A 21,848-nucleotide genomic window follows, 5' to 3' on the forward strand; every position below is an offset into this window, starting at 1 on the left:
CCTACCGCATCATAAGTGTAATATTCCCCGCAGCAATAATAATTGTAATACTTAAAAAGAACATAAATGATACGATAGCTAAGCAAGCAAATACGTAAATGATGCTTCTTCCAATAATGTCTAAACATTGAATAATTGCTCCGCCGCCAACCGGTTGTAATACTGCTGCTGCGAATTTATAAATAAATGCAATACAGAAAATTTGAATCGCAGGAAAAGCAACAATTAAGCATAAAATGACGAGCCCAATAATTCCGACTGTGTTTTTCAATAATCCTGATGCGCTAATAACAGTATCTGCCGCTTCCGTAAACATCCTTCCAACTACTGGAATGAAGTTTCCTGTTACAAATTTAGCAGTTTTCACAGCTATGCCATCAGCAACGGCTGTCGCTGTTCCTTGTACAGATAATACCCCTAAAAAAATCGTTAAGAAGATACCGATAATCCCAACGCTAACGTTTTGCAGAAGCTTGGACAATTTTGTAACTTTATATTGATCACTCATTGTACTTACAATACTTAATATCGTTGCCAGTAATAAAAGCGGTAGAACGATATAATTCATAAGAAGCCCGCTTGTATTCATTAAGAAAATGATAATCGGATGAAAGAAAGATACAGATACAACCCCGCCACCAGTCGCTATAAGCGCCAATAAAATTGGCAATAGCGCTAATATGAAATCTACCATTGTTTGTATCGTTTCTCTTGCATATGTCATAACGACATAAAAACTATTTAAAGCAAAAATAATAAGTACCATATATACAACAGCATCAGCAATTTTACTTACACTACTTTTTGAAAAAGCGGATTGCAGTGATTGCAACAATGCACTAAAGATTGTGAGCATAATGAGTGTGCCAAGCAGTTTTCCATTAGCTGCAAGCTCATGAAATAAATATTTTAATAACCCTATCATCCACTCTTTTAGAGAGAATTCTTTTTCTCCCTTTACAAACTCCATAAAACTCCCTTTTTGACTCTCTGGCAAATAGCCACCATATTTTGTAACAAGCCCGTCCCAAAATTGCTTCACATCTTCAATTCCGAGCTTATCCAATTGTTGATCAACGACGTTTGTTTCTACAGGAGAAGCTTGTACAACAACCGGTAAAGAAAAGAAAAGGAAGCAAGCAAATAGCAGCTTAGCTCCAAACCTCCTCAACATTCACTCCCCCTTATCCCGTCGGTAAAAATCCGAGAATAGTTTCAATTACAACCGTCAAAATAGGAATTGCCATAACGAGAATTAAGATTTTCCCAGCAAGTTCAATTTTCGAAGCGATGGCACCTTGACCAGCATCTTTTGTAATTTGAGCTCCAAACTCGGCAATATAAGCAATTCCAATAATTTTTAGTAACGTTTCCACGTAGACGTTGCTAACTTTCGCTTCACTCGCTACTCTCTCAATCATTTGTAAAATAGAATGAATTTGATCGATTAAAATAAGAAACATCACGCTACCTACGAACACAATAAATAAAGATGTAATACTAGATTTATGCTGGTTCAAAACAGCAGCTAAAAACGTAGCAACGAGGCCTAATCCGACAATTTGTATAATTTCGATTCGAACCGCCTCCTTTACTGGAAGAGAAAGACACTTTTAATCTTGTCGAATAGCGTATTAATTAAAAATGCAACATGAAATAAAATGACGACAAAACCGACAAGGATAACCCAATTTGCAATATCCTCACGCTTCAATTCTTTTAGTACAGTATGAATGAAAGCTAAAACAATGCCGATTCCGGCGATTTGAAATATTAATCCAACATCAATGGACATCGCCTTTCTCCCCCCTATAGCAGTAAAATTACAATAAGTAGCCCTGCTAGTACCCCTAAGCTCTTAATCATTTTTTCGTATTGCAGTTGTAAAGCTTTCGCTTCCTCTTCTTCTCTCTCCAAATGTGTAATACATAAGCGAATATGTTTTTGTTGTGATTCACGATCATGTTGCCCGAGCGTTTCACCAAATTGCTGCAGTATTTCATACTCGGTTTGTTGAAAAGCCGTCAACTTCCAATTCTCTTTCAAACTATCTATCCAAGCTTCCCTTACTGTTTGTTCTCCACTTTCTAGTTTTTTAGCGAAACTTTGAAATATCCAATTTAATGGCTTTGGCATTTGTTTAACTAATCGCTCGGCAGCCTCAGATAAAGGTGTGTGTCCATACATAATTTCTGCCTCTAATGATTGAAGTGCTGATTTTAATAACCTAAGTTGCCTCGGTCTCTCACTGTATCTTTTAGCATACGAAAACCCGAAAAAGGTGCTGACCGCAACGATTAACACTGCACCAAATATTTTCACCATACGCCCTCAGCCTTTCTATTTGATAACACTGGTTTTCCATATTTATCTTTCACCTGCATAACCGTTCCTGGACCCCTCGCTTTTGACAACTCCACAAACCTATCAAATATACCAAGCTCTAGCACTGCCTTGAGCGATGGACGTCTCACAACATCCTCATAGGAAAATCCGTGTGCGCTTATAAAAAGCTGGACACCTGCATGCACTGCCTCCATAATTGCTTCACTATCTTCTTTACGGCCAATTTCATCTACGATCAAAATATCAGGACTCATAGAACGAATCATCATCATCATTCCTTCTGCCTTTGGACATGCGTCTAACACATCGACTCGGGTACCAAAATCATATTGCGGGATCCCTTTCACACAACCAGCAATTTCTGACCGTTCATCAACGATCCCCACTTTACAGGAAGGAATTTCCGAAGCACTTACCCCTTGACTCATGCAACGTGCTACATCTCTTAAAAGTGTCGTTTTACCCGTTTGGGGAGGGCCAATTACCATCGTGTTTAACCACCTTTTTTCATACAAATATGGCAAAAGCGGTTCAGCAATCCCTATTTTTTGACGAGCAATACGAATATTAAAGGAAGAGACATCACGAATCATTTTCACTGCGCTTTTTTCTGTAATAACTTTTCCTGCTAACCCGATTCTATGCCCCCCGCGAAGCGTCACATACCCACGTTTTAATTCCTCTTCCATCGTATAAATTGAGAATTGACTTAACTTATTCAATAAGTAAATAGCATCCTCTGCAGTAGTGATATAGTCATAAAAAAACACCTTTCCGTGTGCAATACACTCTAGCGGCCTTCCAATTCGAACACGAATTTCCTCTAAAGCATCGTATTGCTTACATTCTTCAATTAAGTACTTCATCGTTTTTGGTAAAACTTCTAATACCTCTTTCATCGGCTTCTCCCCACTATACTCGACTTACTATTTCAGTAATGCGATAAAAATACAGCAAATTCCAAGCGCTAGAAAAAAGAGCTTCAAGAAAGAAATTTCACTTGCTACACTCGCTATCCCAATTGTCATTGTTAAAATTAATACGGTAGGTCCAACAAACGCCAACATACCATTTATAAACAACGCTTTCTTCGCATCATTCACATAAAGCATAAGCAAAGCAGCAAATATCTCCGCACTACCTGAAAATAATCGAAGTGCCCCCATAACAAGCACGGATGTTTCCATTGCCGCTAGCCACTGTTTCATTCTTCCACCTTCTCCCGTAACAGTTACTAACTTCGTATTCTAAAAAAGAATATATTTGTACAACCATATGCAGAGGTTGTCTATTTCAGAAGTAAAATCATAATTTTTCTCTAAATTCCGAATTACAATCTGAATATTCATATTATTTCATGGTATATTATGGTATATTTAGTTTAAAAGAGGTTTAAACCATGCAGCACGTCACTTTATTACCACTAGATTTATGCTATACAAATGTGATTTTCGAGCTATCAAGTGATCCACATATAAAAAATGCATTGGAGATAACGGTAGAAAACATCGAAGACACGAAAACATTTCTTCTTTTCGCAATAGACGAAGAGCGTCAAAAGAAATCCTTATCGAGAATGATTGTGAATGAAGAAAATGAAATAATTGGCCTCACCACACTTAAACATATTAATAATGAGAAAAAGCAATCTCACATTGGTAGTTGGCTCGGCTATCCGTACTGGGGAAAAGGCTATAACGAGGCTGCTAAAAAAGAAATCTTTAAAATCGCCTTTTTAGACTTACAACTTTCCTACGTATTTGCTGGTGCTAAAACGAATAATATCCGCTCTTTAAAAGCACAAGAAAAACTACCTTATATTTCATTGCATGTGGAAAACAAGTTTCCAGACGAACACGCTGCACTAGAGAAAGAAGTAAAGTCACCTTGCTCTCTGCATGTCGTGTCACGTGAAAATTTTTTAAACTGGTTGAAATTACAGAATGAGGGGGAAAAATATGAAGGCATTGAAAGTTAGTTTAACCGTTGTAGTAGAATTAGCTCTTATTTATCTTTTTTCATTATTGGTCGGTTGGTCATTTATAGAGACCTTTTTCCTTGGTAGTTTAGCAATATTTGCAATTATGTGGTTAATTATTATGAGTAACCATAGAAATAACATTACAGATCACGCAATAAGTAAAACATTAACTGGCGTTGAGACTGGCGAAATAAAACCATTTCAAATTGTTTTGACTCCATCTATTATGGGTACTCTTTCACTTGTTTTAGTCAGTTTTATAATAACAGCTATTTACTATCTACCCTATTTCCTATAAAAAAAGCACTCGTGAATTATCACGAGTGCTTTTCTACTATGCACGAGAAACGTATTTACCTTCACCAGTGTTGATGATAAGCATTTCGCCTTCGTTAATGAAGATTGGTACTTGTACAACAAGACCAGTTTCTAATGTAGCTGGTTTTGTTACGTTAGAAGCAGTATCACCTTTAATACCAGGCTCTGTTTCTGTAACTTGTAATTCAACTGTGTTTGGAAGTTCAACACCAAGTACTTCGCCTTGGTAAGTCATGATTGCTACTTCCATGTTTTCTTTTAGGAATTTAAGCTCGCGCTCGATTTGTTTTTCACCAAGTTCGATTTGCTCATAAGTTCCGTTATCCATAAATACGTGAGCCTCACCGCTTGCGTATAAGTATTGCATACGACGGTTTTCGATGTGTGCTTTTTCTACTTTCTCACCTGCACGGAATGTTTTCTCTTGAACAGAACCTGTGCGAAGATTACGTAGTTTAGAACGAACGAATGCAGCACCTTTACCTGGCTTTACGTGTTGGAAATCAAGTACTTGCCAAAGGGCATTGTCCACTGAAATTGTTAAACCTGTACGAAAATCGTTTACTGAAATCATGTAAAAAAATCCTCCTGTGTATTACAAAATAATAAGTTCTTTTGGTGATTTCGTAATTACTTCATTACCTTCACTTGTCACAATGATATCATCTTCAATACGTACGCCGCCAATACCTGGAATATAAATACCTGGTTCTACTGTTACAGCCATACCTGGTTCAAGTACTGTATGAGAACGGAACGCTAAACCTGGTGCTTCATGGATTTCAAGACCTATTCCATGACCAGTAGAGTGTCCAAAGTATTCACCATATCCTTTTTCCGTTATGTAGTCACGCGTTAGCGCATCAGCCTCGCGACCTGTTAAACCAGCTTTAATACCGTTCACACCACGTAGTTGTGCTTCTAAAACGATATTATAAATTTCTTTTAATTTATCAGATGGTTCACCGACTGCAATCGTACGAGTAATATCAGAGCAATATCCTTTGTAATAAGCGCCGAAGTCTAATGTAACGAAATCTCCTGTTTCTATCACTTTTTCAGATGCCACGCCGTGCGGTAATGCCGAACGAAGACCTGAAGCAACGATAATATCAAACGAAGAAGATGTTGCTCCTTGTTTTCTCATGAAAAATTCAAGTTCATTTGACACTTCAATTTCAGATACTCCCGGGCGAATGAATGATAGAATATGCTCAAAGGCAGCATCTGCAATCTGTGCAGCTTCCTTTAATATCTTAATCTCTGAATCAGTCTTTATCAAGCGTAACTTTTCTACAAGTCCAGAAGTCGGGATAAATTCAGCATCAATCGCTTCCTTATGCACTGAATAAGAACTATATGTAAGAGTATCTTGCTCAAAACCAAGCTTTTGAATTCCAAGCTCTTTCACTTGCTTTGCCACTTCATCAATGATCAACCCTGCGTGCTGTACAACCTCATATCCAACCGCTTGTTTACTTGCCTGCTCGACGTAACGGAAATCTGTAATAAATTGAGCACGATCTTTTGAAATAAGAACAACGCCTGCTGTTCCTGTGAAGTTAGCCATATATCTACGACTATGTTCATTTGTTAACAAAATACCGTCAATACCAGCCTCATCAAATGCACTTCGTAATCTTTCAATTTTCTCCATTACTTTATGCCTCCCTCAATTTCTCCATTAATGCAAATAACGCTAACTTATAGCCATAAAAACCAAATCCTACAATTTGACCTGCACAAACAGCTGCCGTCACAGATTCATGACGGAACGATTCACGCTGATGAATGTTAGAAATATGTACTTCAATAACAGGAATCGAAATGCTCGCAATGGCATCACGAATCGCATAGCTATAATGCGTAAATGCTCCCGGATTTAAAATGATCCCTTCATATATATCTTCCGCTTCATGAATAATGTCGATAATGGCACCTTCATGATTCGATTGGAAACATTCTAACTCCACTCCCATTGTTTCTGCTTCTTGCTTCATATCTGCTTCAAGTGTCGTTAGCGTGCCCTTTCCATATACATTTACCTCACGAACACCGAGGCGATTTAGGTTAGGACCGTTTACGAGGAGTAACTTTTTCATATTCTTAAAACTCCTTAATATTAAATATCTATACAATATTTTAACATAGGAGTTACTTATTTGAATAGTTCGTCTTCTCTTACCCTTCTTGTTCTGCTTTATTGCTATTTACTGCGTAAGAAACAGAATATGCTATAAACACACCATACAATATAAAAATACATATTGTCGTCACAATTGTCTCTTTTGGTAAATGGAGCGCACTTTTAATAACAGGAGCCATTAAACCCATCCCCAAAAACAGTAGTGCCCACCAAAATAGCCCATAAATAATTCCCGCTATAATCCCTTCAAACTTTGCAAAAAATGCTTTATACAAAAAGGCAATCAAAATTGAAAGAAGTCCCATACACACTATTCCGAACACATTGCCCCATACACCCTCTTTCCAACTTCCAAACGCAAATGGTAAAAGGAAATAATTCGGGCCCGCCTCCGTGAATGAAAATATATGAAGGAAATACCATACCCCGCCCCAAAAGATTCCACCAAACAAACCAATCTGCACAAAATTCCTTGTTCCTAATTGTTCTTGACTCACATCGACACCTCCGCTCAATAGTATGCCCGAAACTATTTTGAAGCATGTTTAAATCCTGCGAAATTTGTCTATAAAAAGAATAAGAAATGTCCGACTCTCATAACATTTTCCCTTGTCATCTACTTGTATTTGCCGATAAAATAAAGGAAACTCGGTGATTGTCTTATTTCAAAACGACAGAACCCAGTATGACAATTGCCTCTTTTTCTACATAAGAGAGAAACAAATACAGGTTGGTGTTAACATGGCAGAAGAGTCAAAACAAATATATGGCGGGCAAGCGGTCATAGAAGGAGTTATGTTTGGCGGTAGAGAATATACTGTTACAGCGGTTCGTCGTAAAGATAAATCGATTGAATTTTATCGATTACCACGCGTTCGTAATAAAGTACTATCTACCCTAAAAAAAATTCCATTTTTACGAGGGATTGCCGCTATTGTGGATGCAAGTGCGAATGGAGCAAAGCATTTAAACTTCGCTTCAGAACGATTTGACGTCCACCCAGAAGATGATGAACAAATTGCAAATAAAAAAGAAGAACAATCAAAATTAACGATGGTATTAGGAGTTGCAGCTGTTGGCGTTTTATCTTTTATATTCGGTAAAGTCATTTTCACAGCAGTTCCTGCACTATTAGCTGAATTAACAAGACCGATTTTCCCGTCTCATACTGGGCAAATCATTGTCGAAAGTGTCATTAAGCTCATGCTATTATTGAGCTATATATACTTTATTTCTTTAACCCCACTTATTAAGCGGGTATTTCAGTATCACGGTGCAGAGCATAAGGTAATCAATGCTTACGAGAATAACCTTCCTCTGACTGTAGAAAACGTTCAAAAGCAAACTCGTCTCCATTATAGATGTGGCAGTAGCTTTATTATATTTACAGTCATTATTGGAATGTTCGTTTATTTCCTAGTCCCTACAGATCCTCTTTGGGCACGAGTTATAAACCGAATTTTATTAATTCCAGTTGTACTTGGTATTTCTTTTGAAGTATTACAATTTACAAATCGATTACGAGATATTCCTGTATTACGCGTACTTGGATATCCTGGATTATGGCTACAACTATTAACAACGAAAGAACCAACAGATGATCAAGTGGAAGTAGCAATTGCATCGTTTGAAGAATTATTACGTTTAGAGAACAAACAATAATTATTTAAAAATGGTGTTCAACTCCTTTCCTCATCGTTAATATACTAATTTTAATATACGTTTTTAGGAGGTGTCCCTTATGAACGGTCGTTCGTTTACTTTCGCTATATTTGTGCTTATTATCGGATTGGCAATATTCGGCCTTGTTTCATCTGTTATTACAAATCCCATGGGTGTATTAAGAAATATCGGGTACATGTTACTTGTTGTTGGTATCTTTTACTTGCTATACAAGATGTTTACAAATTCCAGTGGTTCTGCAAATTCACAAAGCTCATATAAGCGTGCGGCAAAACAATCGAACCGCAAACATGGGAAACAAAATGTAGCACCCCTAGGCAATTCTTTCTTTAAGTCAAATACTTCTAATGACAAAAGTAAAAAAGGGAATTCTTCCACTTTGAAACGAAAAAGAAAACAGTCTCATTTAACTGTCATTGAAGGCAAAAAAAGCAAAAAGAAAGACCGTGCTTCCTTTTAGGAAATACGGTCTTTTTTTATACTTTGAAGCACTTCTTTTAAACTTTTCTCTCTCATACTTTCAATTCGAAGATGATGATTTTCAAATGGTAAATTCCGTGTCACATCATTAGGTACCACAACGCACGTTAATCCCGCTGCAACTGCTGCTCTCAATCCATTTAATGAATCTTCAAATACAACAGCTTCAGACGGCTTAATTCCTAATTCTTCTATTGCAACTCGATAAAGAGCTGGATCTGGTTTTACCTTCTCAACATCTTCTCTCGTTTTAATTACTTCAAAATATTCTCGAATTTGTAGCTCTTCTAAAAAATGAATAACCCATTCTCTAGAAGAACTAGAAGCTAGTGCGATTTTTAATCCCATTTCTTTCGCTTCTTCTAAATATTCTTTTACCCCGTCACGAGCTTCTGGTATTCTCATTTTCTCTTTATGTAAAGTTGCCACTTTTTCTTTTAATGCACTTTTGTTAAACTTCTCTTTTAATTGATCATTTAAATATGTATAAAGTACCTCATCTGTTGTTCCAATGCATTTCGCAAATTCCTCTAAAGGTAGTTCCCCGCCGTATTCACGAACAGCATCTCTGAAAGAGTGAAACCATATCGTTTCTGTGTCCACAATTAATCCATCAAAATCAAAAATAATTGCTTTCATAATTCTCCCATCCTTTTCGAATTGAAATAAAAAAGGAAACGCCATACGTTCCCCTTAATTACTTTTCTCTTCATTTGCTCTTTGAACACCACGAAGTGTTTCCACTCGGACTGCATCTTGTTCAAAGTATTCCACTAAATCACCAATGCGATCAATTGCTTCCCAACTTAAATGATGTTCAATTCCTTCTACATCATTGTAAATTTTACTTTCATCCACACCGATAATACGCATAAATTGCTCTAGCAAGTCATGACGATATACGAGACGTTCTCCGATTTTTTTACCTTTTGTTGTTAATACAAGCCCTCTATATTTTTCATAAATTAGATATTCATCTTTGTCTAATTTTTGCACCATTTTTGTTACAGAGGATGGATGTACACTAAGCGCTTCAGCAATATCAGATACGCGGGCGTAACCCTTTTCATCAATCAACAAATAAATTTGTTCAATATAATCTTCCATACTAGGGGTAGGCATCGGTTTCCTCCATCCAAGTTCATTTTGCTTATTCCGTACGAAGCAATCAATAAAATGATACACCAGAAAGAATAACGTGACAAGTTGAAAACGAGCCTAAATATATAAAACAAAAAAGAATCTGTATTTGCATGCAGACCCCCCTTAAGTAAAATATTGTATTTCTGCATTAGGAAAAAACTCATTTATATAACCTCTTATCGTTTCTTCCAATACTGCTGCATCATCCTTTTTATATACATATTTTCCGATGGTTTTGGAAAACGATGCTGAATCAATTCAAACGTTAAATTTGGTATCGTCATATCTTTGTCACTCAAATAGTTTACGGTTCCTTCTTCCCATTCTTCATGCATTTAAATTGGCGCAACTATAAAACCAAGTGGATATTCAAGTGCCTTTCGTTCAAAGTAAACGAGCTTTGGCATAAATGGTCTCATATGCTTTTCGCCCTCTCGTTAGTATGGGGGACATTAAAGTTTTCCACCCCAGTAACTTGCGTTGCAAGTTACTGAATGTTATAATTTGGATACCAGCTACCTTGCAAAGCAAGTTACCTGAATAAAAGGTGGTGAAATCATGCACAGCCAAATGTTAAAAGGCGTGCTCGAAGGGTGCATCCTATACATCATTTCACAAGAAGAAGTGTACGGATATGAACTGAGTACAAAATTAAATAAACACGGATTTACATTTGTAAGCGAAGGAAGCATATATCCATTATTGTTACGTATGCAAAAAGAAAAATTGATTGAAGGAACATTAAAAGCTTCCTCACTCGGTCCAAAGCGAAAATATTATCACGTAACCGATAAAGGGCTAGAACAACTTGAAGAATTTAAAAAAAGCTGGGGAATGGTTTCTACTACGGTAAATAACTTATTACAGGGGGAGTGATAGGGATGAATGCACAAGACATGATTGAATTGAATAATAAAAAACGTGAGCTTCTAACTTCCGAAAACGAAATTGCTTATGGTGATATGTTAGTATATCTTCGGTTATCTAATGTACCCGAACATCAAGTGGAAGAACTTTTGTTAGAAATATTAGACCACCTTATCGAAGCACAAGCTGAAAATAAAAATGCTTATGACATTTTCGGAAATGATTTACAATCTTACTGCGATGAACTTATAGCTGCTTTACCCGCCCAAACAAAACTAGAAAAAACTTCTTTAATTGGCTTTGTTATTAGTTTACTCCTTGCTATACAATTTGGAATGGATACCCTTGCTTCTCTTTTCATTTTCCTGTTTGAAAAAGATACCGATATAATAAGTCCACCTTTTAGCATCCCTGGAACTACTTTGTCTATTTCATTAATTGTACTAGGAATACTGCTTATTTTATATTTATTAAAGCGTTATTCTTTTAATAAAAAGATAAATTGGAAAAAACGAATTCTATTCGGGTTCGCTTTTGCTACTCCATTTTGTTCAGCTATATTCGTAAATATTTATTTCAGAAAACAACCTTATTTCATTTACCATCTAACTTTTTGGCAAAACGCCTTAATCGCAATCTTATTTTTTATTTTATATAAACTACTATACAAAAAATCAAATTTTTAACAGCCCTTCAAAAGGCTGTTTTTTCTTCTGTCTAATTTTACAAATTGAAAAATTTCATAAAGAAAATAAGAAAAATGCAAAATAATTAAAGTTAATTGTTGACGTGATGCTTTTATTATCGGTATCATAAATCTTCGTGAGCAATTATTTTTCGTTATACGATTTTTTTATTATTACTGAATTTTTGAGAGGAGAAATTAGATGTCAGTTAAGAAGAAAACGCAAGTACGCACCGGCAAAATGGTACGTGAACTAATGTTAGCAGACGAAGATGTAAATGCTTCGCTAATTATGGTATATAGTGAAAACGGTGTAAACGCAGAAATTAAAATCGAGGGCTTAACGCCGAAATGTAACGAAGAATTATTTTTGAGCGGAAACGTGGATTGGAACAAGAGTGTTATTTATAAAATTGTTGATTTCACTGGAAACGCTGAAGTTGGTAAAGTTACATTAACAGCGATGAACAAAAACAATGTTTCTCTAGAAATTGAACGCGTTATGTGGAGTAAAGAAAATAAAGAAGCTGCCGAGCAAGAAGAAACACAGGTAGAAGCAGCACCGAAAAAAGAAGTAGTTGTAGAAGCTCCAAAAGCAATTACGCGTGTGGAAACACCTGCTATGGCACCTAAGCCTACTCCGGTACCGACACCGAAGCCAGTAAGCGTAGAAGCAGCTGTAGAACTAGTTACTCCAGCGCCTGTGAAAAAAGCAGTCCCTACTCCAGTTACAAAGCAAGAGACAGCACCGGTTGCTCCTGCAAAACCGAAGCAGCCTGCTTTGACTGAAACAAATTCAAAACTACAAGAAAATTATGTTAAACTCGTGAAAAAGACAATTGAAGTTTGTCAAGATTACGAGCTTGGCATCGACATAGATGATTCTATTGAAAGCTTAAAAGAAGAACTACAAAGCCAAGGTATTAGCGTTACATTTGACAAAGAAATTATGGACGTTGTAAGTCGCCTTCGTTCTTTACAAGATAAAGGAATCAAAGTAGAAAAAGTACTTAATTTACTATAAAAAAATAAGAGGTGGCTATCGCCACCTCTTATTTTTTATAATTCCACTCATTACTTTCATACTTTTCTTTCGCTAACGTTTGAACTTCATGTAACTGTTCTTCTGTTAATTCATATGGAACAAGTTCTACATCCAATCCTTTTTCAAAGCCAACTTCAAACGCTTTAATTAACTGTTCTATCGTAAATGTACGGTCTGTTAATTCATTAATTGCTACTGCTTTAGAAGAGAACATACTCTTCATACGTTCCTTCACACGTTCATTTGGGAATAAAAATAGATCATATAGTTCATCTAAATCAATTTCTAATGGAATCGATCCATGCTGTAAAATAACACCTTTTTGACGTGTTTGAGCACTACCAGCAATTTTTCGTCCTTCCACTACAATTTCATACCAAGATGGTGCATCAAAACATACGCCTGAACGTGGATTTTTTAAATTTTCACGATCTGCTTCTGTTTTTGGAACTGCATAATAGGCTTCTAACCCTAATGCCTTAAAACCATCTAATAAACCTTGCGAAATAACACGATACGCTTCTGTAACTGTTTTCGGCATGTTCGGATGATCTTCAGACACAATAACACTATACGTTAACTCTTTGTCATGTAGTACACCCCTGCCGCCTGTTTGACGACGAACGAATCCATATTTCTTTTCGTTAACTACATCCATATTAATATCTTTTTCAACACGTTGAAAATATCCAACTGTTAATGTTGGTACTTCCCATTCATAAAAACGAATTGTTGGTGGCATTTTCTTGTCACTTTGCCAATTTAATAAACATTCATCTAACGCCATATTAAATGCCGGTGAACATTGACCAGAGTTAATATAACACCATTTTTCTTTTCCCATCCTGCACCTCATATAACCAATTATTTTTCACATTCTCTAGTCTACCAAATTCGACAAAATTTGTGAAAGAATACGAAATTTCTTCTTATATGCAAATGAATCTGTTGCATAAATACATAAGGGCATTATAATATTGAAAGTAGGATAAGAAAAAAGGGAGCGATAGAATCGTGTCAACAACTTGGATTATTTTATTAGCCGTAATCGTAGCATTTATCGGCTACACTGTATGGATGTACTTCTATCAGAAAAAATTAATTAAAACTCTTACAGAAGAAGAATTTCGCGCTGGCTACCGTAAAGCACAGCTTATCGATATTCGTGAAGCAGACGAATATAACGCAGGGCATATTTTAGGTGCACGTAACATTCCGTTATCACAAATTCGCCTTCGCCATAAAGAACTTCGTCAAGATCAACCTGTTTACTTATATTGCCAAAGCGGATTCCGTACAGGTCGTGCAGCGCAATACTTAAAAAAACAAGGCTACAAAGATTTCTACCAATTACAAGGTGGATTTAAATCTTGGACAGGCAAAATTAAAAAGAAATAATAACATACAAAAAACTAGCTGAATAAATCAGCTAGTTTTTTCATTTCATCTTATTCGCAATGTATAATAAATTCTGCTTGATTACCTTTTCATCGTTCTCTTCTACATTCCGATACAGCAGTTGATATTCAATTCCTTTCTCTTTCCATATAAGCGTAGCAAATTCGTCACCACGTTCATAATCATCTTTATTTTTAAAATAAGCAGACGTTCCATTATTCAGTTTCATTTGTTCTTGAAATCGCTTCTCTTCCACAAGATCCGGAAAACTATAAGGAAAGTTCGCGACATTTAACTCAATATACTCATTTCTACCTGACTCCTTCTGTTTATATTTAATCGTTAAGACAGTGTTCTTTTTCCCAAGCGTTCTTACTTCCCCCTTCACATCACTTGTAATGTCGTACGGTAAAAACGTTGGAACTTTAAACTTCACCGGAAAATATTTTGGAAGTTCCTTTAGCGGAATAGGATCCGTAACACGATCCATAGCTCCTCCTGTTGTTCCCACAAAGTGTTTTTCTTCTTGCATCGTTTGCTGAAACGAACACGAACTAAGCATGAAACTAGAAAACACGAAACAAATGATTCTTTTTTTCAATTTGTTTCCGCCCTTTCATACAGCTCTCTTAACGAACGAAGCGTTGATATTCTCTTCATATTCGCTTTGTCACCAAACTCCACCTTTGAAAACTTTCCACGTTATTCTCACACATTTTGACAACACTTTTTGCAAACAAAAAAGACCCCTATCATTCTTACGCCCAAGTGAAAAGGTTACGCGAATAAAAAGAAGTCTTATTAATACCATAGTTTGTGAAAAGCTTTTCAGGTCAAGATTTTTTCTTTCTTATTATTTTCCCTTTATAATAAGGGAAAGAGGTGATACATATGGCCAATATAAAACAAATTGCTAAAACTGCTGGTGTATCGATATCAACTGTTTCTCGTGTCCTGAATAATCACCCTTACGTAAAAGAAGAAAAGCGTAAGCGTGTTCTAGATGCTGTTGAAGAATTAAACTACGCAAAAAATATAAATGCTGTCCATTTAATAAGAGGGAAAACATATACAATTGGCGTTATGCTTCCTTTCATTAACCTCCCCTACTTCAGTACGATTATTGAAGGAATCGGAAACGAAGCGTTAGCTGCCGGATATCACATTAATTTATGTCAAACGAATTACGATAGCATTGAAGAAATTCGTGTTCTTGAAATGATGAAAATGAAACAATTTGATGGGATGATTATTTGCTCCCGAACGAGCTCTTGGGAACAAATCGAACCTTTTGCAAAATTTGCCCCTATTATTTCATGTGAAAAAATGAAGCATCCCCTCATTTCATCCATCTACGTAGATCATTATGAAGGTTTCCGTCTCGGTACTGCCTATTTACTAAGTAGAGGCCATGAAAAAATCGGAATTTGTTTAGCAAGAAAAACAAGTGTAAATTCCATGGAGCGCGAAAAAGCGTTCGCCGATACACTTCGTAACGAAGGGAAAACGTTGCATCCTGAATGGATTTTCCACCAATGCTATACAATGCAGGACGGAGCACAAATACTCCATCGTATTTTAAATATGAAAAATCGTCCAACTGCTATTTTCACAGCGAACGATCAAGTTGCAGCTGGTTTATTAACAGAGGCTCGAAAACATGGTATTCGAGTACCTGAAGACCTTGCTATCCTTGGATTTGATAATCATGAAATTTCAAAGGCATTAGAAATTTCCACAATTGAACATCCCGGTCTCGCAATGGGCTCACATGCTTTTTCTTTATTCCATAAGCAGATCCAAAGCGAGCACATTGTCGGCAGTGCAAAAGAACTTTCATTCCATTTAATTGAGCGAGAGACTGTCTAAAAAGAGCGTTACCTATAACGCTCTTTTTCAGCTCTTCACCTATTGACATTATATTTTTCATCTCATATAATGAACCTAACGAACGGTAGGTAGGGGATGAAAATGACAGCAAACCGCATTAAAGCTGTAGCACTTTCTCATTTCGCACGCTACGGCTATGAAGGAACTTCATTGGCAAATATTGCTCAAGAAGTTGGGATTAAAAAACCATCGATTTACGCACACTTTAAAGGAAAAGAAGAGCTATATTTCATATGCTTAGAATCTGCTCTTCAAAAAGATTTGCAGAGCTTCACAGGCGATATCGAAAGCTTTTCCAATTCGTCCACTGAAGAATTGCTTTTAAAATTATTAAAAGGGTATGCAAAACGATTTGGTGAAAGTGAAGAATCAATGTTTTGGTTACGAACTTCTTATTTTCCGCCTGATGCATTTCGCGAACAAATTATTAATAAAGCAAATGTACACATTGAAAACGTCGGAAAACTTTTATTCCCTGTATTTAAAAGAGCAAGCGAACAAGATGAGCTGCATAACATTGAAGTAAAAGACGCCTTAGAGGCTTTTCTATGCTTACTCGACGGTCTTATGGTTGAACTATTATACGCAGGTTTAAATCGTTTTGAGACACGTTTAGACGCTTCTTGGAAAGTATTTTGGCGCGGACTTTCAAACTGACGGATTGCCCTTTGCAATGCGTCGTTTTTAAGCCCTTTACCTAACGACTGGTAGGAAGGAGAAATGACATATGGCATGGATTTATGTAATCATCGCTGGTATTATTGAAATCTTTTGGGTGATTGGACTAAAAAAAGCAGAGGCACCACTTGAATGGGCTGGTGTTGCTCTATTAATTACAATTAGTTTCGTCTTATTATTTAGAGCTTATAAAGATTTACCTGTCGGCACTGTATACGCAGTCTTTACAGGAATCGGAGCTGGTGGAATCGTTCTTACAGAGATTTTCATCTTCGGAGAACCTTTCTCTATCGTAAAAGTTTTATTAATCGGTTTAATCTTCTTCGGAGTAATTGGTTTAAAACGAGTAACAGAAGAAAAAGAAGCGAAGGAGGCCGCATAAAATGGCTTGGGTATTTTTAATTCTAGCTGGTATTTGTGAAATTATTGGTGTACTCTTTATGAAAGTAGCCACTGAAAAGAAAGGCTGGGCACCAAAAGTTATTTTAATCGCTAACTTCGGCGTAAGCTTCTTCTTCTTATCTCTTGCGATGAACACATTACCGATGGGAACTGCTTACGCAATTTGGACTGGAATCGGAACTGCTGGAAGTGCACTTCTAGGCATTCTCATTTTCCGAGAATCAGCGGATTGGCGTCGTCTTGCTTTCTTAAGCTGCATTTTATGCGGCGCTGTTGGCTTAAAACTATTAAGCTAACGTGAGGTGAATGTCATGTGGAAAGAACAAGGAAAGAAAATATTAGCATGGATCACACTTTGTATCGTCATTCTATTACAAATAAGTTTTCATATAATAGAATCATTGTTTCATAAAGTATTATCCATTCTCACATTCCTTCCTAACATGACACTTGAAATTATATCGATTGTTTGGTCCATTATCGCCTCCATTGCAATCGTCATTATATGGAGTATCGCCAAACTATGGAATAAGTTATTTAAAAAGGACAGTACTTCTGAAAAAGAGTAACTGTCCTTTTTATATTCATTCAGACTTTCTGTAGAAGTTAGATGTGATAAGACAAAACAGACCAATTATAACAATACTTATACCAATTCCTTTATGCAAATTAGGAAACGGTGATGGTATGTCTGAATAAAAATTTGATAACAAAAGACCTATTGACAAAAATAATACTCCTATTTCAAATAACAATTTTCGTTTCCCCATTGTTCCCCCTCCAATTTTTTTCATACATTCCTTTCTTTTGGACATACTACCCAAAAAAAGGAGTGGATAATATGCAAAATTCTATACATAAGCAAATCCTATTTTTATTTTTCCTATTTCTTATTCTCATCATCGTTTTCAGCTTTATATTACATACTCCGAAAGATGTGCCAAATAGCGTTTCTTTTTATAAACTACTGCTCTCGTATTGTCGTTATTGAAGAAGGTGCCTTTTTGAAATTTCCCCAAGAAAAAAAGACCAACATTTTCCTGTTGGTCTTTCGTATATGTATCACTTTTCAAAGCGATCTAACATCTCGTCTCTCATTCCGAAACTTACTACTGCAATTCCTATATACATAAACAGAAGGAATGCCGGATGAACTGTGTTGTACCAGCTGCTGTCAACGATTAAGTAAATCGTTAATGCCACAACAAGAACAAACGCTAAGATAAACATATAAAAGTGTCTTGTACTACCCATGATAAACTCCTCTCTTCTCACTTCACCATTCAACAGTTTATTTTATCGAATAATTCGATATGACTCAAGGTTAACTTTCTGTTATGTAATCAAGTTCCACCTTTACAATGTCCTCACATGCTATTGAAATGATTGTTCCTTGTTTATCAATCGCCGTCACTTCTCTATTATCCATTACACGATTTGCTACTCTTTCTAACACTTTTCCTTGGTCTCGATAGCAAAATTCTTTTACATCTTTAATTGTTTCTCCATTTTCTAAATGGTATACCATTCTATAACATCGATATCCCAAAATTTCACCCCCGTCTTGTTCGTTTTTTCACATATACATAAAAATGAGTAATCTTTGCCTCATCACATCTTCTTAATTTCAATAAAATTCTAACAAAAATAAATACTTTTATCAAACCGACTTTTTCAACAAAACTACCTATAAAACTACACCTTTACACCATTAGGAAACAAAAAACATATTTTTTTAACATTTTCTTCACTATTTCTGCATAAAGTGAAACTTTAATCAGTGGGGATTTTTGTTCATCCCCACTGATTATTAGTTGAACCAATCGGGCATTTACGGACAGTTTATCTCCCACCTGTCTTCTTTGCACCAGCTAAGTTTTGAGTTGAGAGTTTACTGTCCGTTAATGCGGGACAAATTATCCATACAAAAAAAGAACCCGCCTCAGCGAGTTCTTCCTTTGTTATTTTAATCAAACTTGTACAGGAGCTGGCTTCGCATAACGTAAAACTGGTTTACGTGCAGCCATCGTTTCGTCTAAACGTTTAATGACTGTCGTATGCGGTGCTTCTTGTACAACTTCTGGATTTTCTTCTACTTCTTTAGCGATTTGAATCATCTTATCAATGAAACCATCTAATGTTTCTTTTGATTCTGTTTCTGTCGGCTCAATCATAATACATTCTTCCACATTTAATGGGAAGTAAATTGTTGGTGGATGATAACCGAAATCAAGCAGACGTTTTGCAATATCTAATGTACGTACACCAAGTTTCTTTTGACGACGACCTGATAATACAAATTCATGTTTACAATGTCTATCGAATGGAAGATCGTAGAATGGCGCTAATCTTCTCATCATATAGTTCGCATTTAATACCGCATACTCCGTTACTGCACGCAAGCCATCTGGACCCATAGAGCGAATATACGTGTATGCACGAACGTTAATTCCGAAGTTACCATAGAATGGTTTCACACGACCAATTGCTTCTGGACGGTCGTAGTTGAAGTGATAACCATTTTCCGTTTTCTCTAAAATCGGTTTTGGTAAGTACGGAATTAAATCAGCTTTCACACCTACTGGACCAGAACCTGGGCCACCACCGCCGTGAGGACCTGTAAATGTTTTATGAAGGTTTAAATGCACAACGTCAAATCCCATATCTCCTGGGCGTGCTTGGCTTAATACCGCATTTAAGTTTGCACCATCATAGTATAATTTACCGCCTGCATTATGGACGATTTCTGCCATTTCTAAAATATTTTCTTCGAATAGACCTAATGTATTAGGATTTGTTAACATAAGTGCTGCTGTTTCTTCGTTTACAACACGTTTTAAGTCTTCTAAGTCAACAAGGCCATTTTCATTTGATTTTACTGTAATTGTTTCAAAACCAGCTACAGTTGCAGATGCTGGGTTCGTTCCGTGAGCAGAGTCAGGCACAATTACTTTCGTACGGTTAAAGTCACCATTCGCTTCATGGTATGCACGAATTAACATTAAACCTGTCCATTCTCCGTGTGCACCAGCTGCTGGTTGTAAAGTAACAGTATCCATACCTGTAATTTCAATTAAATGCTCTTGTAAGTCGTACATTAATTCCATTGCACCTTGTACTGTCTTTTCATCTTGCAACGGATGAATATTTGCAAATCCTGCGAAACGAGCTACACTCTCATTAATTTTCGGATTATATTTCATCGTACAAGATCCAAGTGGATAGAATCCAGAATCCACACCGTGGTTACGGTTTGAAAGTGCTGTATAGTGGCGCATAATATCAAGTTCAGATACTTCTGGTAGCTCTGCATCTTCTACTCGAATATAATCGCTCTCAAACACATCTTCTAGTTTCACTTCTTCTACATCTAATTTGGGTAAGCTATATCCTATGCGTCCTGCTTTACTCACTTCAAAGATAAGTGCTTGGTCTTGGTTCTTCATTGGATAGCCCCCATTTCGTTTACAAGTGTGTCAATTTCCTCTTTTGTACGAAGCTCAGTTACTGCTACAAGCATATGGTTTTCATGCTCTTTATAATCACGGCCTAGGTCGTAACCGCCGATAATATTCTTTTGTAATAATGCATCGTTTACTTCTTTCACTGGACGCTTGCAATCTACAACAAACTCATTGAAGAATGGTCCAGCAAATGTTACAGTGAAGCCTTTCGCTTCAAATTGACGTTTTGCATATTGTGCTTTAGAAATGTTTTGACGTGCCATTTCTTTCACACCTTGTTTGCCAAGTGCCGTCATTGCAACAGAAGCTGCTAATGCATTTAACGCTTGGTTTGAACAAATGTTAGATGTCGCTTTATCACGACGAATATGCTGTTCACGTGCTTGTAACGTTAATACAAATCCACGTTTACCATCTGAGTCTACAGTTTGTCCAACAAGACGTCCTGGAATTTTACGCATAAATGCTTTCGTTGTTGCAAAGTAACCACAGTGCGGTCCACCAAACTGCGTTGGAATACCGAATGGTTGTGCATCACCGATTACAATATCAGCACCAAATTTCCCTGGTGGTGTTAATGCGCCTAATGATAATGGATTTGAAGAAACGATAAATAATGATTTTTGTTGATGAACGATTTTTTCAATATCAGCTAATTTTTCAACTTGTCCGAAGAAGTTTGGATATTGAACGATTACACAAGCAACTGTATCATCTACTTCACTTTGTAATACGTCTAAATCTGTTACACCATCTTTATGATTAATTTCAACAACTTCAAGATTTTGTCCTTTTGCATACGTTTCAAGTACTGCTCTTGATTCTGGATGAACCGCGCTAGATACAAGAATTTTCTTTTTGCGAGTATGACCAGCTGCTAACATTGCCGCTTCAGCTAAAGCTGTACCCCCGTCATACATAGAAGAGTTTGCTACATCCATTCCTGTTAATTCACAAATCATTGTTTGGAATTCAAAGATTGCTTGTAATTCCCCTTGTGAAATTTCCGGTTGGTATGGTGTGTAAGCTGTATAAAATTCTGAGCGAGAAATAACATGATCTACAATTACTGGAGCATAATGATCGTATACGCCTGCTCCTAAGAAAGAAGCGTATTCTTTTAAGTTAGCATTTTTACTAGCCATTTGAGATAGCTCTTTTAAAAGCTCTGGCTCTGATTTTGCTTCTTTAATTTTTAAATCCCCTTTAAAACGAACACTCTCTGGAATATCAGAGAATAATTCATCGATCGTTTGAACGCCGATCGTTTGTAACATTTCTTTTTTGTCTTCTTCTGTCATTGGAAGATAACGATGCAACAT

The 21,848-nt window shown here is 36.5% G+C and carries 32 protein-coding genes and 1 pseudogene; 13 read left to right on the plus strand and 20 right to left on the minus strand.

The genetic code is table 11. The features are described from left to right. Position 1 precedes the first annotated feature (1 nt). Genes spoIIIAE through HMPREF2590_RS06845 form a run of 6 tightly spaced genes read right to left on the minus strand, consistent with a single transcriptional unit; the run spans position 2 to position 3,554 of the window. Entirely contained in the window at positions 2-1,174 is a 1,173-nt protein-coding gene (gene spoIIIAE / locus HMPREF2590_RS06820) for a stage III sporulation protein AE (RefSeq protein WP_000946110.1), read from the minus strand. A gap of 10 nt (positions 1,175-1,184) precedes the next feature. Continuing rightward, complete coding sequence (spoIIIAD, locus tag HMPREF2590_RS06825; RefSeq protein WP_077393170.1) at positions 1,185-1,568, minus strand: stage III sporulation protein AD; 384 nt, start codon at positions 1,566-1,568, stop codon at positions 1,185-1,187. 23 nt (positions 1,569-1,591) lie between these two features. Further along, on the minus strand, positions 1,592-1,795 hold the full coding sequence (spoIIIAC, locus tag HMPREF2590_RS06830; RefSeq protein ID WP_000020914.1) for a stage III sporulation protein AC: 204 nt from the start codon (positions 1,793-1,795) through the stop codon (positions 1,592-1,594). A gap of 14 nt (positions 1,796-1,809) precedes the next feature. Further along, positions 1,810-2,325 carry a stage III sporulation protein SpoIIIAB gene (gene spoIIIAB / locus HMPREF2590_RS06835; RefSeq protein WP_000238702.1) on the minus strand — a complete coding sequence of 172 codons (516 nt, stop codon included), beginning with the start codon at positions 2,323-2,325 and terminating at the stop codon, positions 1,810-1,812. Continuing rightward, complete coding sequence (gene spoIIIAA / locus HMPREF2590_RS06840) at positions 2,319-3,245, minus strand: stage III sporulation protein AA (protein WP_000665905.1); 927 nt, start codon at positions 3,243-3,245, stop codon at positions 2,319-2,321. Before spoIIIAA ends, spoIIIAB begins: the two co-directional genes overlap by 7 nt. Before the next feature lie 27 nt (positions 3,246-3,272). Further along, positions 3,273-3,554: a YqhV family protein gene (locus HMPREF2590_RS06845; RefSeq protein WP_000816050.1), complete on the minus strand. Its 282-nt coding sequence runs from the start codon at positions 3,552-3,554 to the stop codon at positions 3,273-3,275. Between the two features lie 191 nt (positions 3,555-3,745). Between HMPREF2590_RS06845 and HMPREF2590_RS06850 the strand changes: the two genes are divergently transcribed. Next, positions 3,746-4,324 carry a GNAT family N-acetyltransferase gene (locus HMPREF2590_RS06850; protein ID WP_001164983.1) on the plus strand — a complete coding sequence of 193 codons (579 nt, stop codon included), beginning with the start codon at positions 3,746-3,748 and terminating at the stop codon, positions 4,322-4,324. Further along, positions 4,305-4,625, plus strand: a complete 321-nt coding sequence (locus HMPREF2590_RS06855; protein ID WP_000645695.1) for a hypothetical protein — start codon at positions 4,305-4,307, stop codon at positions 4,623-4,625. Before HMPREF2590_RS06850 ends, HMPREF2590_RS06855 begins: the two co-directional genes overlap by 20 nt. A gap of 36 nt (positions 4,626-4,661) precedes the next feature. On the opposite strand, the gene efp is transcribed toward HMPREF2590_RS06855, so the two are convergent. The 4 genes from efp to HMPREF2590_RS06875 all read right to left on the minus strand — a co-directional run bounded on the left by efp (position 4,662) and on the right by HMPREF2590_RS06875 (position 7,288). Next, the gene (efp, locus tag HMPREF2590_RS06860; RefSeq protein WP_000626516.1) at positions 4,662-5,219 is read right to left on the minus strand and encodes an elongation factor P; all 558 of its coding nucleotides are present in this window, start codon (positions 5,217-5,219) and stop codon (positions 4,662-4,664) included. A 21-nt stretch (positions 5,220-5,240) separates the two neighbouring features. Then, positions 5,241-6,302 carry a Xaa-Pro dipeptidase gene (gene pepQ / locus HMPREF2590_RS06865; RefSeq protein ID WP_000411041.1) on the minus strand — a complete coding sequence of 354 codons (1,062 nt, stop codon included), beginning with the start codon at positions 6,300-6,302 and terminating at the stop codon, positions 5,241-5,243. A 4-nt stretch (positions 6,303-6,306) separates the two neighbouring features. Further along, positions 6,307-6,747 (minus strand): type II 3-dehydroquinate dehydratase, encoded by a 441-nt coding sequence (gene aroQ / locus HMPREF2590_RS06870; protein WP_000735147.1) that lies wholly within the window; start codon positions 6,745-6,747, stop codon positions 6,307-6,309. Positions 6,748-6,826: 79 nt separating this feature from the next. Continuing rightward, complete coding sequence (locus HMPREF2590_RS06875; protein ID WP_000076893.1) at positions 6,827-7,288, minus strand: YqhR family membrane protein; 462 nt, start codon at positions 7,286-7,288, stop codon at positions 6,827-6,829. Between the two features lie 244 nt (positions 7,289-7,532). Between HMPREF2590_RS06875 and HMPREF2590_RS06880 the strand changes: the two genes are divergently transcribed. Together HMPREF2590_RS06880 and HMPREF2590_RS06885 are read left to right on the plus strand one after the other, a co-directional pair. Then, positions 7,533-8,453: a DUF1385 domain-containing protein gene (locus tag HMPREF2590_RS06880; protein WP_000807121.1), complete on the plus strand. Its 921-nt coding sequence runs from the start codon at positions 7,533-7,535 to the stop codon at positions 8,451-8,453. 79 nt (positions 8,454-8,532) lie between these two features. Then, positions 8,533-8,934 carry an SA1362 family protein gene (locus tag HMPREF2590_RS06885; RefSeq protein ID WP_001014463.1) on the plus strand — a complete coding sequence of 134 codons (402 nt, stop codon included), beginning with the start codon at positions 8,533-8,535 and terminating at the stop codon, positions 8,932-8,934. Here the strand turns inward: HMPREF2590_RS06885 and HMPREF2590_RS06890 are convergent. The 3 genes and pseudogenes from HMPREF2590_RS06890 to HMPREF2590_RS30640 all read right to left on the minus strand — a co-directional run. Next, positions 8,931-9,593, minus strand: a complete 663-nt coding sequence (locus HMPREF2590_RS06890) for an HAD family hydrolase (RefSeq protein ID WP_025966333.1) — start codon at positions 9,591-9,593, stop codon at positions 8,931-8,933. The genes HMPREF2590_RS06885 and HMPREF2590_RS06890 overlap by 4 nt on opposite strands. A gap of 54 nt (positions 9,594-9,647) precedes the next feature. Beyond that, positions 9,648-10,076 carry a transcriptional regulator MntR gene (gene mntR / locus HMPREF2590_RS06895; protein ID WP_001143083.1) on the minus strand — a complete coding sequence of 143 codons (429 nt, stop codon included), beginning with the start codon at positions 10,074-10,076 and terminating at the stop codon, positions 9,648-9,650. A gap of 144 nt (positions 10,077-10,220) precedes the next feature. Beyond that, positions 10,221-10,465 (minus strand): annotated as a pseudogene (locus HMPREF2590_RS30640) (spore photoproduct lyase family protein); the annotation flags it as partial. A 190-nt stretch (positions 10,466-10,655) separates the two neighbouring features. Between HMPREF2590_RS30640 and HMPREF2590_RS06900 the strand changes: the two are divergent. The 3 genes from HMPREF2590_RS06900 to HMPREF2590_RS06910 all read left to right on the plus strand — a co-directional run bounded on the left by HMPREF2590_RS06900 (position 10,656) and on the right by HMPREF2590_RS06910 (position 12,673). Beyond that, complete coding sequence (locus HMPREF2590_RS06900) at positions 10,656-10,973, plus strand: PadR family transcriptional regulator (RefSeq protein ID WP_000556081.1); 318 nt, start codon at positions 10,656-10,658, stop codon at positions 10,971-10,973. Between the two features lie 5 nt (positions 10,974-10,978). Then, positions 10,979-11,650 carry a DUF1129 domain-containing protein gene (locus tag HMPREF2590_RS06905; RefSeq protein ID WP_000993589.1) on the plus strand — a complete coding sequence of 224 codons (672 nt, stop codon included), beginning with the start codon at positions 10,979-10,981 and terminating at the stop codon, positions 11,648-11,650. Between the two features lie 201 nt (positions 11,651-11,851). After that, positions 11,852-12,673: a hypothetical protein gene (locus tag HMPREF2590_RS06910; protein WP_003317461.1), complete on the plus strand. Its 822-nt coding sequence runs from the start codon at positions 11,852-11,854 to the stop codon at positions 12,671-12,673. A gap of 28 nt (positions 12,674-12,701) precedes the next feature. Here the strand turns inward: HMPREF2590_RS06910 and HMPREF2590_RS06915 are convergent, their stop codons facing one another. Next, entirely contained in the window at positions 12,702-13,538 is an 837-nt protein-coding gene (locus tag HMPREF2590_RS06915; protein ID WP_000514067.1) for a lipoate--protein ligase family protein, read from the minus strand. Between the two features lie 170 nt (positions 13,539-13,708). Between HMPREF2590_RS06915 and HMPREF2590_RS06920 the strand changes: the two genes are divergently transcribed. After that, entirely contained in the window at positions 13,709-14,092 is a 384-nt protein-coding gene (locus HMPREF2590_RS06920; protein WP_000108653.1) for a rhodanese-like domain-containing protein, read from the plus strand. Positions 14,093-14,132: 40 nt separating this feature from the next. On the opposite strand, the gene HMPREF2590_RS06925 is transcribed toward HMPREF2590_RS06920, so the two are convergent. Then, the gene (locus HMPREF2590_RS06925) at positions 14,133-14,669 is read right to left on the minus strand and encodes a hypothetical protein (protein WP_025966335.1); all 537 of its coding nucleotides are present in this window, start codon (positions 14,667-14,669) and stop codon (positions 14,133-14,135) included. Positions 14,670-14,983: 314 nt separating this feature from the next. Here HMPREF2590_RS06925 and HMPREF2590_RS06930 point away from each other — a divergent pair, with 314 nt between their 5' ends. From HMPREF2590_RS06930 to HMPREF2590_RS06950, 5 genes are all read left to right on the plus strand, one after another. Beyond that, the gene (locus HMPREF2590_RS06930; RefSeq protein ID WP_001273981.1) at positions 14,984-15,961 is read left to right on the plus strand and encodes a LacI family DNA-binding transcriptional regulator; all 978 of its coding nucleotides are present in this window, start codon (positions 14,984-14,986) and stop codon (positions 15,959-15,961) included. A 96-nt stretch (positions 15,962-16,057) separates the two neighbouring features. Next, positions 16,058-16,639, plus strand: coding sequence for a TetR/AcrR family transcriptional regulator (locus HMPREF2590_RS06935; protein ID WP_002005730.1), 582 nt, complete (start codon positions 16,058-16,060; stop codon positions 16,637-16,639). A gap of 70 nt (positions 16,640-16,709) precedes the next feature. Next, positions 16,710-17,042, plus strand: coding sequence for a DMT family transporter (locus HMPREF2590_RS06940; RefSeq protein ID WP_000312339.1), 333 nt, complete (start codon positions 16,710-16,712; stop codon positions 17,040-17,042). A gap of 1 nt (position 17,043) precedes the next feature. Continuing rightward, on the plus strand, positions 17,044-17,358 hold the full coding sequence (locus tag HMPREF2590_RS06945) for a DMT family transporter (protein WP_000312623.1): 315 nt from the start codon (positions 17,044-17,046) through the stop codon (positions 17,356-17,358). A gap of 15 nt (positions 17,359-17,373) precedes the next feature. After that, positions 17,374-17,631 carry a DUF3975 family protein gene (locus HMPREF2590_RS06950; protein ID WP_000265427.1) on the plus strand — a complete coding sequence of 86 codons (258 nt, stop codon included), beginning with the start codon at positions 17,374-17,376 and terminating at the stop codon, positions 17,629-17,631. Between the two features lie 15 nt (positions 17,632-17,646). Here the strand turns inward: HMPREF2590_RS06950 and HMPREF2590_RS06955 are convergent, their stop codons facing one another. The 5 genes from HMPREF2590_RS06955 to gcvPA all read right to left on the minus strand — a co-directional run bounded on the left by HMPREF2590_RS06955 (position 17,647) and on the right by gcvPA (position 21,848). Beyond that, entirely contained in the window at positions 17,647-17,832 is a 186-nt protein-coding gene (locus tag HMPREF2590_RS06955) for a hypothetical protein (RefSeq protein ID WP_000518066.1), read from the minus strand. A 292-nt stretch (positions 17,833-18,124) separates the two neighbouring features. Beyond that, a complete protein-coding gene (locus HMPREF2590_RS06965; RefSeq protein WP_000535933.1) occupies positions 18,125-18,316 on the minus strand; it encodes a hypothetical protein in 192 nt (63 codons plus the stop codon). 70 nt (positions 18,317-18,386) lie between these two features. Continuing rightward, positions 18,387-18,590, minus strand: coding sequence for a DUF3929 family protein (locus HMPREF2590_RS06970; protein WP_000262496.1), 204 nt, complete (start codon positions 18,588-18,590; stop codon positions 18,387-18,389). Positions 18,591-19,032: 442 nt separating this feature from the next. Next, positions 19,033-20,508 carry an aminomethyl-transferring glycine dehydrogenase subunit 2 gene (gene gcvPB / locus HMPREF2590_RS06975; protein WP_000795687.1) on the minus strand — a complete coding sequence of 492 codons (1,476 nt, stop codon included), beginning with the start codon at positions 20,506-20,508 and terminating at the stop codon, positions 19,033-19,035. Beyond that, positions 20,505-21,848, minus strand: coding sequence for an aminomethyl-transferring glycine dehydrogenase subunit 1 (gcvPA, locus tag HMPREF2590_RS06980; protein ID WP_000903240.1), 1,344 nt, complete (start codon positions 21,846-21,848; stop codon positions 20,505-20,507). The genes gcvPB and gcvPA overlap by 4 nt, the downstream gene beginning before the upstream one ends.

Origin of the sequence: Bacillus sp. HMSC036E02 (genome assembly GCF_001836235.1) — a bacterium.
Lineage (GTDB): Bacteria > Bacillota > Bacilli > Bacillales > Bacillaceae_G > Bacillus_A > Bacillus_A cereus.

What these genes read in the sequence shown, in the direction of transcription:
- spoIIIAE (WP_000946110.1), bottom strand. Translation starts at nt 1,174, where the DNA reads ATGTTGAGGAGGTTTGGAGCTAAGCTGCTATTTGCTTGCTTCCTTTTC.
- spoIIIAC (WP_000020914.1), bottom strand. Translation starts at nt 1,795, where the DNA reads ATGTCCATTGATGTTGGATTAATATTTCAAATCGCCGGAATCGGCATT.
- spoIIIAB (WP_000238702.1), bottom strand. Translation starts at nt 2,325, where the DNA reads ATGGTGAAAATATTTGGTGCAGTGTTAATCGTTGCGGTCAGCACCTTT.
- spoIIIAA (WP_000665905.1), bottom strand. Translation starts at nt 3,245, where the DNA reads ATGAAAGAGGTATTAGAAGTTTTACCAAAAACGATGAAGTACTTAATT.
- HMPREF2590_RS06845 (WP_000816050.1), bottom strand. Translation starts at nt 3,554, where the DNA reads ATGAAACAGTGGCTAGCGGCAATGGAAACATCCGTGCTTGTTATGGGG.
- HMPREF2590_RS06850 (WP_001164983.1), top strand. Translation starts at nt 3,746, where the DNA reads ATGCAGCACGTCACTTTATTACCACTAGATTTATGCTATACAAATGTG.
- HMPREF2590_RS06855 (WP_000645695.1), top strand. Translation starts at nt 4,305, where the DNA reads ATGAAGGCATTGAAAGTTAGTTTAACCGTTGTAGTAGAATTAGCTCTT.
- efp (WP_000626516.1), bottom strand. Translation starts at nt 5,219, where the DNA reads ATGATTTCAGTAAACGATTTTCGTACAGGTTTAACAATTTCAGTGGAC.
- pepQ (WP_000411041.1), bottom strand. Translation starts at nt 6,302, where the DNA reads ATGGAGAAAATTGAAAGATTACGAAGTGCATTTGATGAGGCTGGTATT.
- aroQ (WP_000735147.1), bottom strand. Translation starts at nt 6,747, where the DNA reads ATGAAAAAGTTACTCCTCGTAAACGGTCCTAACCTAAATCGCCTCGGT.
- HMPREF2590_RS06880 (WP_000807121.1), top strand. Translation starts at nt 7,533, where the DNA reads ATGGCAGAAGAGTCAAAACAAATATATGGCGGGCAAGCGGTCATAGAA.
- HMPREF2590_RS06885 (WP_001014463.1), top strand. Translation starts at nt 8,533, where the DNA reads ATGAACGGTCGTTCGTTTACTTTCGCTATATTTGTGCTTATTATCGGA.
- HMPREF2590_RS06890 (WP_025966333.1), bottom strand. Translation starts at nt 9,593, where the DNA reads ATGAAAGCAATTATTTTTGATTTTGATGGATTAATTGTGGACACAGAA.
- mntR (WP_001143083.1), bottom strand. Translation starts at nt 10,076, where the DNA reads ATGCCTACCCCTAGTATGGAAGATTATATTGAACAAATTTATTTGTTG.
- HMPREF2590_RS06900 (WP_000556081.1), top strand. Translation starts at nt 10,656, where the DNA reads ATGCACAGCCAAATGTTAAAAGGCGTGCTCGAAGGGTGCATCCTATAC.
- HMPREF2590_RS06905 (WP_000993589.1), top strand. Translation starts at nt 10,979, where the DNA reads ATGAATGCACAAGACATGATTGAATTGAATAATAAAAAACGTGAGCTT.
- HMPREF2590_RS06910 (WP_003317461.1), top strand. Translation starts at nt 11,852, where the DNA reads ATGTCAGTTAAGAAGAAAACGCAAGTACGCACCGGCAAAATGGTACGT.
- HMPREF2590_RS06915 (WP_000514067.1), bottom strand. Translation starts at nt 13,538, where the DNA reads ATGGGAAAAGAAAAATGGTGTTATATTAACTCTGGTCAATGTTCACCG.
- HMPREF2590_RS06930 (WP_001273981.1), top strand. Translation starts at nt 14,984, where the DNA reads ATGGCCAATATAAAACAAATTGCTAAAACTGCTGGTGTATCGATATCA.
- HMPREF2590_RS06935 (WP_002005730.1), top strand. Translation starts at nt 16,058, where the DNA reads ATGAAAATGACAGCAAACCGCATTAAAGCTGTAGCACTTTCTCATTTC.
- HMPREF2590_RS06940 (WP_000312339.1), top strand. Translation starts at nt 16,710, where the DNA reads ATGGCATGGATTTATGTAATCATCGCTGGTATTATTGAAATCTTTTGG.
- HMPREF2590_RS06945 (WP_000312623.1), top strand. Translation starts at nt 17,044, where the DNA reads ATGGCTTGGGTATTTTTAATTCTAGCTGGTATTTGTGAAATTATTGGT.
- HMPREF2590_RS06950 (WP_000265427.1), top strand. Translation starts at nt 17,374, where the DNA reads ATGTGGAAAGAACAAGGAAAGAAAATATTAGCATGGATCACACTTTGT.
- HMPREF2590_RS06955 (WP_000518066.1), bottom strand. Translation starts at nt 17,832, where the DNA reads ATGGGGAAACGAAAATTGTTATTTGAAATAGGAGTATTATTTTTGTCA.
- HMPREF2590_RS06965 (WP_000535933.1), bottom strand. Translation starts at nt 18,316, where the DNA reads ATGGGTAGTACAAGACACTTTTATATGTTTATCTTAGCGTTTGTTCTT.
- HMPREF2590_RS06970 (WP_000262496.1), bottom strand. Translation starts at nt 18,590, where the DNA reads ATGGTATACCATTTAGAAAATGGAGAAACAATTAAAGATGTAAAAGAA.
- gcvPB (WP_000795687.1), bottom strand. Translation starts at nt 20,508, where the DNA reads ATGAAGAACCAAGACCAAGCACTTATCTTTGAAGTGAGTAAAGCAGGA.
- gcvPA (WP_000903240.1), bottom strand. Translation starts at nt 21,848, where the DNA reads ATGTTGCATCGTTATCTTCCAATGACAGAAGAAGACAAAAAAGAAATG.